8 protein-coding genes are annotated in these 15530 nt (G+C 37.8%); 4 read left to right on the top strand and 4 right to left on the bottom strand.

Going from position 1 to position 15530, the window contains the following annotated elements:
• Positions 1-4 precede the first annotated feature (4 nt).
• On the top strand, positions 5-2083 hold the full coding sequence (locus tag IPM47_15755) for a glycoside hydrolase family 9 protein (protein ID QQS28300.1): 2079 nt from the start codon (positions 5-7) through the stop codon (positions 2081-2083).
• A 47-nt stretch (positions 2084-2130) separates the two neighbouring features.
• On the opposite strand, the gene IPM47_15760 is transcribed toward IPM47_15755, so the two are convergent.
• The 3 genes from IPM47_15760 to IPM47_15770 form a co-directional block, all read right to left on the bottom strand.
• Positions 2131-3546, bottom strand: a complete 1416-nt coding sequence (locus tag IPM47_15760; GenBank protein ID QQS28301.1) for a serine/threonine protein kinase — start codon at positions 3544-3546, stop codon at positions 2131-2133.
• 136 nt (positions 3547-3682) lie between these two features.
• On the bottom strand, positions 3683-4708 hold the full coding sequence (neuB, locus tag IPM47_15765; protein ID QQS28302.1) for an N-acetylneuraminate synthase: 1026 nt from the start codon (positions 4706-4708) through the stop codon (positions 3683-3685).
• A 22-nt stretch (positions 4709-4730) separates the two neighbouring features.
• Positions 4731-8390: a choice-of-anchor B family protein gene (locus tag IPM47_15770; GenBank protein QQS28303.1), complete on the bottom strand. Its 3660-nt coding sequence runs from the start codon at positions 8388-8390 to the stop codon at positions 4731-4733.
• 236 nt (positions 8391-8626) lie between these two features.
• Between IPM47_15770 and IPM47_15775 the strand changes: the two genes are divergently transcribed.
• Both IPM47_15775 and IPM47_15780 read left to right on the top strand, forming a co-directional pair.
• Positions 8627-9142, top strand: a complete 516-nt coding sequence (locus tag IPM47_15775) for an RNA polymerase sigma factor (GenBank protein ID QQS31503.1) — start codon at positions 8627-8629, stop codon at positions 9140-9142.
• The gene (locus IPM47_15780; protein QQS28304.1) at positions 9139-9741 is read left to right on the top strand and encodes a hypothetical protein; all 603 of its coding nucleotides are present in this window, start codon (positions 9139-9141) and stop codon (positions 9739-9741) included. Before IPM47_15775 ends, IPM47_15780 begins: the two co-directional genes overlap by 4 nt.
• A 752-nt stretch (positions 9742-10493) precedes the next feature.
• Here the strand turns inward: IPM47_15780 and IPM47_15785 are convergent.
• A complete protein-coding gene (locus IPM47_15785) occupies positions 10494-10913 on the bottom strand; it encodes a DNA primase (GenBank protein ID QQS28305.1) in 420 nt (139 codons plus the stop codon).
• 409 nt (positions 10914-11322) lie between these two features.
• On the opposite strand from IPM47_15785, the gene IPM47_15790 reads away from it, so the two are divergent.
• A complete protein-coding gene (locus IPM47_15790; GenBank protein QQS28306.1) occupies positions 11323-15429 on the top strand; it encodes a hypothetical protein in 4107 nt (1368 codons plus the stop codon).
• Positions 15430-15530 lie beyond the last annotated feature (101 nt).

Below are 15530 nucleotides of genomic sequence, written 5' to 3' on the forward strand. Positions count from 1 at the left end.
CAATATGAAATTCAAGTTAATAATTACAATCTTCATCGCAACTTTATATTCCTGGTCGTATTCAATGTCGGTGGACAACCGGATTAAAGTTGATCAATTCGGCTATGTAACCGGTGCACAAAAAATTGCGGTCATTTCTAATCCTCAGATTGGTTATAATGTTACCACTCCATTTATACCCTCTACAACTTATCAGGTACGAAGATTTAGCGACAACTCCGTTGTACATTCAGGCATTATTACTGCTTGGAATTCAGGAACGACTCATGCTCAATCGGGAGATAAAGTCTGGTGGTATGACTTTTCAGACCTAACCACTCCGGGATTTTATTATGTTTATGACATGAACAATGATGTGCGTTCTTATGTGTTTGAGGTTGGAGATTGTGTGTATTCCGAAGTTTTAAAACAATCTGTACGAAGTTTTTTTTACCAACGTTGTGGTACACCAAAAACAGTTCCTTTTGCTCATTCAAACTGGCAAGATGCACTTGGTTGTCATATAGGAGCGCAGCAGGATTTAGATTGCAGGTATATCAGTAATACTTCTGCAAGCACCTCACAAAACCTATCGGGAGGCTGGCATGATGCCGGAGACTACAACAAGTATGTAAATTTTACTTTTTCTACGCTTACAGATCTATTGTTAGGATATATTGAAAATCCCGAAGTATGGAAAGACAATTATGATATTCCTGAGTCGGGAAATGGAATACCCGACATTCTGGATGAAGTGAAATGGGAACTGGATTGGTTGTTAAAAATGCAGCAATCCAATGGCTCGTTGTTGCATAAAGTTTCTGTTACTGACTTTAGTGCTGCAAGCCCTCCAAGTAACGATTCGGCTTTTCGTCGTTATGGTGCAGCTTCTACTTCTGCCACATTAACCGGAGCTGCAATGTTTGCATTAGCCGGCAATGCGTTTCGTTCGTTAGGTATTTCATCCGCAACTGAATATTCCAATACGCTGGAAGCAGCTTCAATCAATGCATGGAACTGGGCATCAGCTAATCCTTCTGTTCTTTTTAGCAATTCAGGCTTTCAAAATGTTGCTGCGGAAGACGATGATTATGGAAGACTGGCAAAAAAAGTTTGTGCAGCCTCTTATTTATATGTATTAACTGCAAATACAGTTTACAAGAGTTTTTTTGATTCAAATTATCAGGAAATTCATTTGATGCAATGGAGCTACGCATATCCATTTGAAACACCTTATCAAGATGGGTTATTGTTTTATGGAAGGGCAAATAATGCTACCACTTCCGTTGTCAATAATATACGAAATACTTACTCCAACAGCATTAGCAGTAGTAATGGCGATAACCTGCCATCTTTTCTCAATCAATCAGATGCATATCGAGCTTATATGGCTAACAACAACTACACTTGGGGTAATAATCAGTTTAAATCCCAACAAGGAAGCATGTTCACTTCTATGAATATTTATGGCTTAAATGCCATTAATACTACCAATTACAAAAATGCTGCCTCCGGATTTGTTCATTACCTGCACGGAATTAACCCAACGTGCTTTGTTTACTTAAGTAATATGGGAGAATTTGGTGCTGAAAACTCTATCAATGAGTTTTACAATAGTTGGTTTACTGATGGAAGCCCACTATGGGACAGAGTTGGAGTCTCACTTTATGGTCCTGCTCCCGGTTTTATGCCGGGAGGTGCAAACCCTACTTATCAACCCGATGGATCTTATGGGGGCACTATAGTACCTCCTCAAAACCAACCCATACAAAAATCGTACAAAGACTGGAACACAAGCTGGCCACAAAATTCATGGGAAATTACAGAAAACTCGATTTATGTAAATGCTGCTTATGTTAGGTTGTTATCTAAGTTTCTCAGCCCTGACTGTTGCAATTCATTTACGGTTTCTATTGATGGCAACAGTCAAGTTTGTTCAGGTAATACCGCGGTTTATTCAGTGGCTGAAGTTGAAGGAGCAACTTATTTCTGGATAGTTTCGGGAGGAATCATTGTTTCAGGCCAAGGCACAAATAATGTTACTGTTTTATGGAGTTCAGATGATACAGGTACAATTTCTGTTACTCAAACCAATGCGGAATAACAGAATTCATTTGTCCAAATTAATATAACAGTTCTATTAACCTTTAACTATTTTCTCTTCCAAATCAAAGCTGTCAGCAATAAGGCGACCACCATAACTACCGCAGAAAACATAGGATAAAAAGTTGCAAAATCATGGGCTGCAAAATTAAACCGATAACCCGGAACATCAAACTGCCAGGTTAGAATGCTTTTGCCAATATAAAAAGCCAATACTAAAAAAGAAGCAGCATAGATTGGCAACTCAAAAGCTTTGAACTTTCTGATGATGAGTGCAGCTATATTACAGGCTGACATGATGAGGCAAAATACTGCCGGATAAATCAGATAATTACCGGTAGAATAAATTCCGCCAAAAAGAGAATAATTGTTATCTGAGAACAGATAACCAAACAATGCTGTAAATACAGGAATAAAAAACGATAGAAAATATATAAGAGAAAATCCGGGTGTTGAAGGCGAAACTTTGGAAGATTTTCCTGATGCCTGGTTACTACTACTTCCTAAACCTTCTGATTTAAAATAGCCTGCTATTTGTTGAGTAAGTTTACCCTTTGAGGAACCATTATCCAAAACTGCTGTTCCTGAACCAAGCATGGTTTGTGCAGCAACTATCCTTACATCTTCATTGTCATAAAGTATTTCGAGCAATTCATCAACAGACTGCGCTCTTTGTCCTGCACTTCGTACCAAACATCTTGCAACCACCCTTCTAAAAGGCAATGGGATTTTTTCAAGATCAACCGGCTCTTTGTCAAAAATATTCCGCATCACTTCATCCCGTGACATTCCTTGTTGTGTTTTGCCAAATGGAGCTGTACCTGTAAAACACTCGTAAATAATTGCACCAAGTGACCACAAATCGAGGTTAGTATGCAATTGTCCGTTAATTCCAAACTTAGTCAGATTAAATTGTTCAGGGGCCATATATTCTATAGAACCTATAACTAAAGATGAGCCCCCTGTTGAACTGTCGTTGATAGTTTTACTGATTCCAAAATCGGCAATTTTTGGAGTTAGACCGTCAGTATCCGATTGAATCAATATATTCTCTGGTTTCAGATCACGATGTATAATCCCTTTGGAATGTAAGTACCTTAATCCATGCATAATGCCAACCAAAATGCCTGTCAATGTCTGAATATCGGGTTTCTTTCTTAATAATTTGCTCAAATCACCACCGTTCACAAACTCTAGGACTCCAACCTGTATTGTATCGCCAAAAGTTGCCGATTCCTGTAGTTCAAAAGCATCAAAATATCGAACCAAATTGGGGTGATTTAGCTTTATCGCACGTTTAATCTCTTCAAAAAGGCTGTATTTAGAAGGCAGGCTACCACTATATTTTTTTAATGCAACAACCATTCCTAAATTCTTATCAATTGCTTTGTAAACTTTGCCAAATCCTCCTGTTCCTAACAAATCGGTGTCCGGGTTAAATTCGTAAGTTTTGTTCAGATTCATCAACATAATACAGTGGTTGTTAAAATTCGGTGTGCTTGTCAATAGTTCGCAAGATACAAACATTAACTAATTTCGTTAAAAAATAGTACAATGTTGAAAATCTAAGATGTCAACAAACAAGGCAAGTTTAATTTGATTACCCAAACAAATCTATCCATTTTAACAAATGTTCTTCTGGCACATCTGATTTCAACTTCATGCCTATTACTTTATCCATATCCATAGGTGATATTCCATTTCCCGGTCGTTTCATCACCAAGTCAGCTTCCTTCAATAAATGTCCGGCTTTTAATGGTTTATTGATATGAATACTTTTGCGGGCAACCTCTATATTTTTTCTTTCTGATTCGGTAGGATGTTTAATTCCATGACCTAAGGCCAGTTCAATATTCCGGATAGCCTGAACCATAGCTACCAATTCGGATGGTTCGAGCGAAGCAGGATGATCAGGACCCGATAATTTTCTGGAAAGGGTAAAATGTTTTTCTATACAAACAGCCCCAATTGCAACGGCAGCAATCGGAACTTCTATTCCCAAAGTGTGATCTGAATAGCCTACTTTAACACCAAATGCCCGATGAAGTGTCTGAATTACATTTAAATTGACATCCTTCATTGGCGTTGGATATTCTGTATTACAATGCAATAACATGATTTCTGACCGAAGTTTACCTTTTGCCAATAGAACATCAATTGCGGCTTCAATTTCGCCCAAAGTTGCCATACCAGTAGAAAGTATAATTTCTTCGGCAGTGTCCGCTATTTTACGCAGATAGGGTAAATTGGTTATTTCGCCTGATGGAATTTTAAACAGATTCTGGCCTAATTCTTTTAGCAATTCTATACTTTCGAGGTCGAAAGCAGTTGACAAAAAACCAATATTTCTAAATTTGCAATGAGCAATCAGTTTTTCATGATCTTGCCGGCTTAGTTCCAACCTTTTGATCATATCCATTTGGGTTTCATCACGATCTCCTGTATTTGTTTTCTGATATGCTGCTTTTATTGCCTTTTTACTGACCAATTGTTCAGTTTTAAAAGTCTGAAACTTCACAAAATCTGCTTTTGCTTCAGATGCAACATCAATCAATTCCAAAGCCATATCTAAATTGCCATTATGATTCACTCCGGCTTCGGCAATTATGAGTACAGGTTTTAGCATTTCAAATGATGGTTGGCAAAAATTATCGAATGATTATTTTGTTGCTAAATTGGTTTCCGGCTGTTCTTAGTCGAACCAGATAAATGCCCGGTGAATATTCGGATAGCTGTATCTCTTGTTGAAGTTTGGTATAGTTATGTTCAATTTCCCGGAGCCATATTAATTGTCCAATTGAGTTAAAAACTTCTATCCTAACTTCGCCAAATGGCAATAAATGTTCAGCTTGAATTACGAAAATCCCATTTTCTGACGGATTTGGTGATACTGTAACAATTGGGTTTGAAACAGGCTGGTTAACACCCAATATACAAGATGAACCTGGATTCATGACAACCGGAATAACGATAATGTTTTGGCAACCAATTTCATCAGTAACAGTTAATTGATAAATCAACGTATCTTCCCCTTCTCCTTCTACCGTTGCGAAAGTAATTAATTCATCAGGGTTTTCCACTCCGGGACCTTCCCATAAAACCGTAACTGGTCCGGTACCTAAAGGTATATTGCATTGAAGTTCAAAAGGAACTCCCCAACAAGCTTCTCCTTCTAAATAAGTATCTATAAAAAGCCCTGTTGCGATTGCTTCAGCTTCAGGAACAGGTAAAATACTAAGGTTAGCTTCCGCCATATCCGTACAACCTGCAGTTGTAATCTGAACTGCAATTGTAGCATCTTCTGTAAAAGCGGCAGTTATCGCTGAGGTATTTCCGGGTAAGTTCATCCCGTTTTGTGTCCAGACAAAATTGTTGGAACCTGCGCTATCTCCTAAAATACTAAGCATAATTTCTTCACCAGAACAAGCAGAAGTCGGCGCTACGATACTCGTTATTGGGTCAATCACAGCCACCCAAATATCAGCACTTGCCGTACATCCGTTAGTAGGGTCGGTACCCGTTACAGTATATGGCAAACTTCCCGCAGTTGCAGGCGCGTTGGTGTTGACAAATCCAAAATTGGGTAAAAGTGGGGTAAACATATTGTTTCCACCAGTCCACCAATAATTGTATTCCCCCTCAAAGGCTTGTAAGTTAATGCTACCGCCCACGCAAACTGTGTCGGTTGAGGCAGAAGCGGTAAATACCGGCATAGAACCAATGTCAACGGTCACGCTTTCGGTATTCGTGCAGCCGTTTGTATCGGTCACGGTCACGGAGTAGGTCTGTGGTCCGGGCAACTCTACGTTTACTGTTGCTATAACATCCGTTGCATTTACCACTCCATTACCTTGCCAAACATAAGAGTCTATCAGCGTGTCGGGATCTCCAATCAATTCAAAATCAGTAGATTGACAAGTAGTAGCGGGTATAATAACTTGAACATTAGGCGATGGGTAAACCATTACATAATTGTTAACCGTAACCGAAACTGTACCAAATTCGTTAGTTACTGACAGCGTTACATTATATTCTCCAGGTGAATCGTAGGTAACTGTAGGGGTGGAACTTGTACTTTCCGATGGAACTCCGCCCGGAAACGACCAATTCAAGGCTGCCCCGGAAGTAGAGGTAGAAACAAACTGTACCTCTATGGAGTTACAGCCCATAGCGTTGTTGGCGTTGGTAAAACTTACAAAAGGAGGTGCTCCTTCTACTATTTCAAACTTATCAAAAGCAGCTTCAACCACATGCCCTGATGTTGGCATATCAGAAATTGAAACCAGTAATTGCATGTTTGCAGTTGGCTGCAAATGGTCAGCGATGTTAATTACAGTTTCATGAAAATTGTATTCAAAGGGATCGCCATCTTTAACCGCTTCTATTGTCTTAGTTTCAATTCCGTTAGAAATCTGAATAAATAAAGTATCATTACTCCCATTCTGCAAAGACAAATACCTATGATAGCGCAGCTGAGGGTTGGTGTATCCACTTAAATCAAAAACAGGAGACCTTAGATTAGTTGTTCCGTTGTTGACATTATTGACAATGCCTGTGCCTCCGTTGCCTGTAACAAAGCAAATTTCCCCAAAATCGGACGTAACATCAGCTCCGACATTAGAAGGTTGTCCTGCAAACTCTGTTCCAATAGGTTTTACCATTTCCCAAGCTCCACTTGTAACATCTCCACTAACAGTCCACCCATAATCAAAGAAAAAGTCATCGTAATAACCCGGGGTTAAGTGAATTGTAAATGTGTTATTTGTTAAAGAAACAAACGGTGTTAACTTTAGCGTTCGATACCCCCATTTACCAATATAAATTTCATGAGTTCCGGGTTCATAAGCTAAAAAAACTGCCTGACCTGAAGCGTCAGTAAAAGCTGTTTCGTTTACAAATTGATTCATAAACAATATTTCGGCATTACTTATCGGTTCTCCGGTTACTGAATTGACAACCTGTATTGTTACGTTGTATGATGGGATAGGTTCCATAGCGATTGACAATGGAGTTATAATGCCGTTTTGCATTTCAACTTCGATTACCTGAGTTTCATATCCATATAATGACAGGGTTACTGAATAAACGCCATTGTTTGCTACACCTGTTTGAAAAGTTCCGTTTAATCCCGTTTGGGTTTGAGTTTCCGGCATTCCATTGAAGCCAATTTGAACACCCAGTAAAGGCAATCCGGTTTGAGCGTTGGTAATTGTTCCTTGCAGGTAACAGGCTTGGGTATATTCAGGCTGAATGACGAATAAGCCCTCTTCCATATCAGAAGCCAGTAAAATGCCCGAAGGCAAATAAGGATAAACTCCCCAACATCCGTTAAAATTATCACCGGCAAGTGGAGATGTATCGTAATATCCCACCTCGATAGGCGCATTGGGGAAAGTTGCATCAGTAATCCTTGCCCCATCTCGGTAATAGGAGGTAACTATAAAATTATTGTAGAAAAAGGTATTGTGAGGAATCACGCCACTGCCCGGATTTGAGCGGTATTCTGCCAATTCTTTAATGTCTGAAATATCCGACACATCGAATATGCCAATCGGGGCATTGCTCTTTTCGTCTGTGGTGATAAAGGTATTCCCATCTTCAGACAACCAACAGTTATGTGTAAACGCAAAAGGCGTTGGATGTGTGGCCATAATAACAGGCATTGCTTTGTCTGTAATATCTACCACTGCAAACTGTCCCTCATATATTTCTGCAGTCCATAAGGTATCGCCCCGAACAAAAACGTCATGACAATATTCCTCATTATATAAGCCCACTATGGGTGGGTTTAAGGGGTCGGAATTTAAATCTATCATCAAAGCTCCGCCAACTCCTATATTACTCCCCAAAACATAACCGATACCATTCTCATCAATAAAGATATTGTGTGCCGATTCCAAATTAAGGGTTGCCCCCTGAAATACCCCGCCCATCCAGTTAGTCACTATAATTGAGTCCGGCAAGTATTGCAGATCAAAGATGTGAAGACCGCTGTCTGTTTCGTTTGTTACATAAGCATAATGCCCCCAAACCTTCATGTCCCTCCAAAGGCTGCTTGGACCCGGCACAAAAAACAATTCATTAGGAGTAGCAGGGTCGGTAACATCTATAATAGCCGTACCCGTTCGTGTGCCAAGCAGTGCATATTCATGCCCATCGGCCACATATCCCCATACGTCATTGACAGTTTGCTCATAATCAATATTACTCAGCAAAGTTGTATTAAACTGAGCTGAAATTTGGAAATTGCTTATGAAAAACAAACAAATCAGATAAAAAACAGAACTAAGTTGTTGAAAATACTTCATACCAACATTTGAAAATTGAATAAACAAAAAATCGTACACCAATTGCTAACCAGATAATACAACGAAAAATCAGCACTACAGGTCGTATTTTTAACCATAATTCTGATAACAATTGCAAGTACAAAGACTAAAATATCAGATTTACTTTGGCTGTTATCACACTTAATTTGCAAAGTTCGTAATCTTTTTACAGTTTTACCGACAAATTTATCCTGTTAAAGCATTCAACAGAAATGATGCCACTCACTCCCGAAAAAGACAAGGAGTTTTTTGACCTCATCACCACTCACCAAGGAATCATACACAAAGTATGTAGTGTCTATTGTCAGAACGAAACTGACCGGGAAGACCTTTTTCAGGAAATTTTATTACAGGTTTGGAAATCTTATGCCACTTTTAAAGGAGATTCTAAAATCAGCACCTGGCTTTATCGAGTTGCCCTCAATACTGCAATTTCTATGTACAGACAGCAATCGCGAAAAGGTGGTACCGGAAAACAACCACTTTCTCCCGAAGAGCTTCAACTCGCAGATAAACCGGTTGATTTTGAATTTGAAGAACGATTAAAATTTTTATACACCACTATTGACAAACTCAACAAAATAGAAAAAGCAATCGTCATGCTTTACCTGGAAGATTATGACTATCGTCAGATTTCTGAAATAGTTGGAATTACCGAAACAAATGTGGGAGTTAAACTCCACCGAATCAAAGACAAATTGCGAAAACTGGCAAAAACTCAATATTCATGATAGAGTTGGATGACTTAAAAAATGCGTGGCAGGAATTTTCCAAAGCTCAGGAAGAACAGCACAAACTCGATGCTGCCCAAATCAGGCAAGCACTTGAAAAAAGAACTCATTCTGCTGTTGGCAAAATTCGTCGTGCCCTTAGTATTGATATGGCTTTGCTCGCGTTTTTTACCATCACTTTACTGATCTATGCGCTTTTATTTAACAAACCTCTTCTAAGTCTTTTGCTTTTTGTTTTTGGAATCGTTTGGTCTTTTACACTTTTTGTCAATATAGCCCTTCATTCTTTGCTCAACCGGGTGTTTAACGTGAAAGCGGACCTAAAAACGTCATTAATTAAATTGGTTAATTATATTGGCAGAGGGTTGAATACAATCAATACCATCGCTATGTTTGCTCCTTTGGCAGGTGTTTTTATCGGATACATCATGACTTCTCATGATCAACTAACCTGGCAAATTTTCCTTTTGCTTTTAGCGGTTGGTGTAATGATGGGTTTGGCTTTCTTTCCTCTAATGCGTTGGTACACCAACAAAATGGTCGGGCAACATTATCAGGAACTTAAACAATGCCTGAACGAACTACAGGAGGAAGATTAAAACCTTTAATTTTCATGAACTTAAATTAAAAAACCACAGTTGTTGCCAAATATCTGACAAAACAACTGTGGCGAACTGTTGGAAACCTTAAACTTCTTCCAACTTGCATCATTTTTTCATAAATTGATTAGAAAAAAGTACTTACTAATTTGTACAGACTTTAATTCCTAATTTATTTATCAGATTTTGAGTTTATATTTTAAATCTAAGCCCCTGATGTAAGACATCTTACAACAGGGGCTATTCTATAATATCTCAATCGTAACTATTTTTTTGCACACATAGTTGCCTTCAAATGAAGATGTTGGTGAATAATCACCTCTAAAAATGTCAATTGAAGGAAATAATATTGACTTTTTGCACTTTTAAATTGAGATTTTTAAGTTTTAAATTGCAATTAAAACTTTTTAAATTGACTTTTTAATCTTTAAAATTAGCTTTTTACTCCTTTCAATTGATTTTTTAATCTATTAAATTGAATTTCCCCTTCCTACAATCTCAATTTTCTTCTTTTAAAAGTTAATTTCAATCTTTTAAATTGCTTTTTTCCTTTTAAAAATTGTAATTTTTAATTTTAAAATTGAAGTTTCAGAAGTTTTTATTGAAAGAATTTTTGACCTTGTTTTTGGCATTTTGATTTTATGCTTTTCGACTAACAAGGCAAATCAGAGATAAGGGACCAGGATTTTTGAACATTCCCTTTTTTTTTCCCGCAGATTTTCGCGGATTTCTTTTGTAGTTGCTTCTTGATTTTAGCTTATTTTTTTTCTGCCTCTTTTTTTGTTTTTATTGTTCAAAACACTTGCTATGTCGTCAAAATCTTTCTCTATGTCGTCAAAATCTTTCTCTATGTCGTCAAAATCTTTCGCTATGTCGTCAAAACTTTTCTCTAAGTCGTCAAAATCTTTCTCTATGTCGTCAAAATCTTTCTCTATGTCGTCAAAATCTTTCTCTATGTCGTCAAAATCTTTCTCTATGTCGTCAAAATCTTTCTCTATGTCGTCAAAATCTTTCGCTATGTCGTCAAAATCTTTCTCTATGTCGTCAAAATCTTTCTCTATGTCGTCAAAATCTTTCTCTATGTCGTCAAAATCTTTCTCTATGTCGTCAAAATCTTTCGCTACGTCGTTTTGACAAAAAATAAGCCCTTGACAGGGGTGATTTTCTGCCAAAATGACAGTTGCTATGATTTGAAAAAAGATTTACGTTTTTTTAGCCTCGTTGGTTTTGATGAAAAAAGGGTTTGGCTTGTTTTTGTGAAGGGAACTTCGTTTCTAACTCTGTCCGATTTGATTCTTTGAATTCAAGATTTGGGGGGTTAAACTGAGTTTTATTTGATATAAATTCAGGCAATAGGCTTTAAAAGTTAGTTTTGTACTTTTAATTAAAAAGTTTTAGGCCATTTTTGATTTGTTTTTGTTTTTTGCGTACTTGTTTTTTCACATTTCCAACCCTTCATTTCGGTTGATTTAAAGAATAAGATTATAGAATGATTATCCTGATTTGAAATAATACGATGTTTTAGTTTGAATCAAAAAAATGTGATGGCTAAATTAGCCCCGATTTCAAAAAACTACCTCCATGTATTCTGTAAAGCTGCTCGAATATCTAAAAACTAAACTTACTACCGGAAACAGACGCTCAATACATTTGAATGCCTTACCCGGTAATTTGCTAAATCGTGTAGATGTCGCTGATTTAGACCTTTTACAACCAAAACTGGCTGAAAAACTTATCCAAAATCTGCTTAATCAACCCAAATTCAGCCTTACCCTCAATTATGAAAATTCTAAATCAATTTATTCCCTGACTCAAGAGGAGCAAAAGAAATTGCAAATTCTGCAAAAAAAAATCAATGCTCTTTTTTATGAAAACAACGATAACTACCTGGAGCATGGAACAAAACCTTTTGGAATTGGTTACCCCCTTCTGATTAAACGAGACCGTCAGGATCCTACCAAAATTATTAAGGCCCCTGTTTTAATCTGGAACTTAGAAATTGAAAAATCGAGCACACATGCCTTTCGGTGGATTATCAGGCGCAACGATGACTTTGCCGTTTACCTCAATCAGGTTTTACTTTCCCATATTGAATTGGATGAAGGGATATTGCTACAAAATCTTGCTTCACAATACGATTTTGATAATCCGTTAACAGAACAGGGAATAGTTAACCTTTGTAATGATTTGTTAAAGCAGCTCAATGCGGGTGATGAATATCCCGTTGCCACAATTGCAGTTTGTCCCGGTCCTGATACTTTGAAAAATATGGACTTTGTAAAACCTGTTTTGCGATGGTCTGCGGTATTAGGAATCTACAAGACCCAAAAACAGAGTATTATTCGCGATTACGAACAACTAATAGCACTTCAGCAGAAAAATCCCTCAGATATTTCAAACGCCGAAGAAAATCCAGATACCTTAACTCCATTTGATTTTTTTCCGGAAAATGGAGGGCAAAATTCAATCATTTTTCCAACACAAAAACCAACATCATTTCAGCAACATAATTTTGTTTGCATCAAAACTGACCCTTCTCAACAGGCTGTAGTCAACAATCTGACACGTACTTATGAACAAATCATACAGGGGCCTCCCGGAACAGGAAAAAGCCGCTCACTGACTGCGGTTATTTCAAATGCACTTGCAAACCATGCCAAATGTCTGGTAGTTTGTGAAAAAAGAACAGCACTTGAAGTTGTGCAAAACAACCTTTCTGATATTGGGTTGGGAGGTTTGACAGTTATTATAGAAGATATTTCTAAAGATCGGAGTAAGGTGATAGATATCGTCCGAAATACTATGGATGAACATCCGGTTTATGCCCAATTTTCAGAACATGAATTTGTTGAATTGTTATCTGCCACGAAAAAACTGGAAGACCATATTCGTCAGACTCATCTTTTTTTAGACAGAAAATTGCTTCATCACTGGAACTGGACAGATTTGTGCGGAAAATATCTGATTGCCGATTCCCAACTTAAACCTAATGAAAAAATAATCAATAACAGTTTGGTTTGTCCGCTAAGTGAGCAACCCTCTGCCGGATATACACGCCTTGTTGAGGTTGTAAATACAGCTCAGCTATTATATAATAAGGTACAAACTCTTCAGCATCCGTTGACCGCAATTCATCCGTCTTTATTTTCGACTTTTCTGGTGGGGGAACTTCAGTTTAAAATTCAGAATGCAGCCGTCCGCTCTATCGAACAATTACAAACATTGACGGGTCAAATTGAAGCACTAATCAATGATTATTCTCATCAATTGGAAATACATTACCGCGAGGTGTATGCCCAATTTTTCAGACTTACTGACGATTTAAATATTCACATTGAACAAAACCTGAAATTATACGGGCAAGACTTTAATCGTCTTGCCGGTCCCGGAAAGATGTTGGTAAAAATGGCAAGTCTTGTTTCGGAAAAACACCGCAAAATAATTCAAGCCCAACAGGTAACGATTGAAATGTTTGCCCAAATCTGTCAATATTTTAGCCGTCATTCCTATTTTGAATACCATTTTCCGGACCAGGACATTCATCGCCCCGAAAAGATTGAATTGATTCATCAACACTTATTGCAGTTTCACGATCTTTTCGAAATCTGGCACGATCAATTACCCAATCAAATTGAACGGGAAACTGCCACTTTGAAATATAGCAGGCCGCATCCTGCATTAAACATGGAAGCTCGTTTGGAGTTTGTCAAAAATTCTTACAACCAATTTGCTGAAACCCATAATCGGGATGGTTATTTATACGACCAAATGCCTGAACAATCTGATCTGCCCGATACTCATCTCTCCATTGTACGCCGAACTCAACATCTTTGGGAACAGGTCTTAAAAAATTTAAACATTTTCAGAGAGTTTTATGACTGGCAACGCTTCTTCTTTGGTTTGAGCGAACCGGAACAACAATTAATCAAAGAAATAATACTTTTAAATACCAACAAATGGCAGCCTGTTTTTGAACAATGGTATTTCCACCGGTTACTTCAGTTTTTAGAACAAAACCTGATTCCCCGTCATGATCAAGATCAACGTCAGTATCAACAACTCCTTGCACGTTTACGCGCTTTACAGGCAATTAAAATAAATAATGAGTGGAAACGTCGTCAAAGACAAACGGAAGGGCGTTTTAACCACAACAATGCAGGTTTTAACATCAAACAACTTTATAACAAAAGAGGAACTAAAGGGCAACAACGCAACCCTTTGCGAAAAATCATTCATACTGATGTCCAACTGTTTACCGATTATTTTCCGGTATTGTTGGTTAATCCTGTGGTTTGCAGTTCGATCATTCCCTTAAAAGAAAACCTTTTTGAGGTGGTTATTTTTGATGAAGCCAGTCAGCTAAGACTTGAAGAAACATTCACCGCACTCTTGAGAGGACGATATAAAATCGTTTCAGGAGACACTCATCAGATGCCGCCGACAAGTTATTTTGATACCGGCAGAAATATTACCATAGATGCCGCTGAAAGTGTTCAGGAAGACGACTTTGAAGCTGAGCCTGACCCGGAAGATATGAAAATTCAAGATATTGTAGTTAAAGAATCTCTTCTGGCTTATGCCGAAGACATCGGTTTTAACCGCTCTTTTTTAGATTTTCATTACCGTTCGAGACATCCTGATTTAATTGCTTTTTCAAATGCTGCCTTTTATGGTTCCCGACTCATTACTTTACCGGTAACAGAACCTTATCAACCCATCCGGTTTGTAGAGGTTAACGGAATTTACGATAAAAATACCAATGTGGCGGAAATAGATGCCATCATGCACATCCTGATCAACGAAATTGTACCTTCTACTTCCAGTTACGGTCAGATTGCTGAGCTTCCTACTGTTGGTGTTGCTACATTTAATATCTATCAGCGCAACCTGCTCCTTGAAACTATTGAACAACATAAACTTAAAGATGAATCCCTGGCAAATCATTTTGCAAGATTGGAGGCTAATGGTTTTTTTGTAAAAAATCTCGAAAATATTCAGGGGGATGAACGCGATATAATGATAATTTCAACCACTTTCGGCAGAAAGCCTGACGGACAGTTTATTCAAAATTTTGGCCCTATCAATCAGGATAAAGGTTATAAACTGTTGAACGTCATCATCACACGAGCCCGGCAAAAAGTGTATATCTGCACCTCCATACCTTCTGAATATTACTCAAAATATATTTCTGAAATAGAAAAATCAGGCAATTCCGGTAAAGGTATTTTTTATGCTTATTTATCTTATGCAAAAGCCATTGAAACAGGCAATCATGAATTTAAACAAAGTATTTTAAATTTGTTGCAACGCTATTGCATCGAAACAATGAGTCGAAATCAAACTCATACAGGTGAGTCGGATTTGTTTATCGGTGAAATTGCCCGGCGACTATCGGAAGTTTTACCCGGATACGAAGTTAATCCTTTTGCAAGAACCGGAGGGTTTGTCATAGATATTGAGTTGATTCCTTTTCAAAACAATCTGTCACCTATTGCTTTGGAATGTGACAACAGCGGATTGCATCAATTAGAAGAGGCTCCGCTCAATGATATTTACCGACAGGAACAACTCAACCGACTTGGCTACCATTTTATCAGGACTTATTCCATCAATTGGTGGCTAAACCCTCAACAGACACTGGAAGATCTTATTTTACAGATAAAAACCATCCGCAATTCTACTAACTAAACCAGAATTGGATGACTAAATGTAAAGTTAACCAATGTTCCGATACTCATTGACATCATTGACGAAAAACAAAACTCAATCAAACCCTGAATTGTTAAATC

Source organism: Sphingobacteriales bacterium, from assembly GCA_016700115.1.
In the GTDB taxonomy this organism is placed as follows: Bacteria; Bacteroidota; Bacteroidia; order Chitinophagales; family UBA2359; genus UBA2359.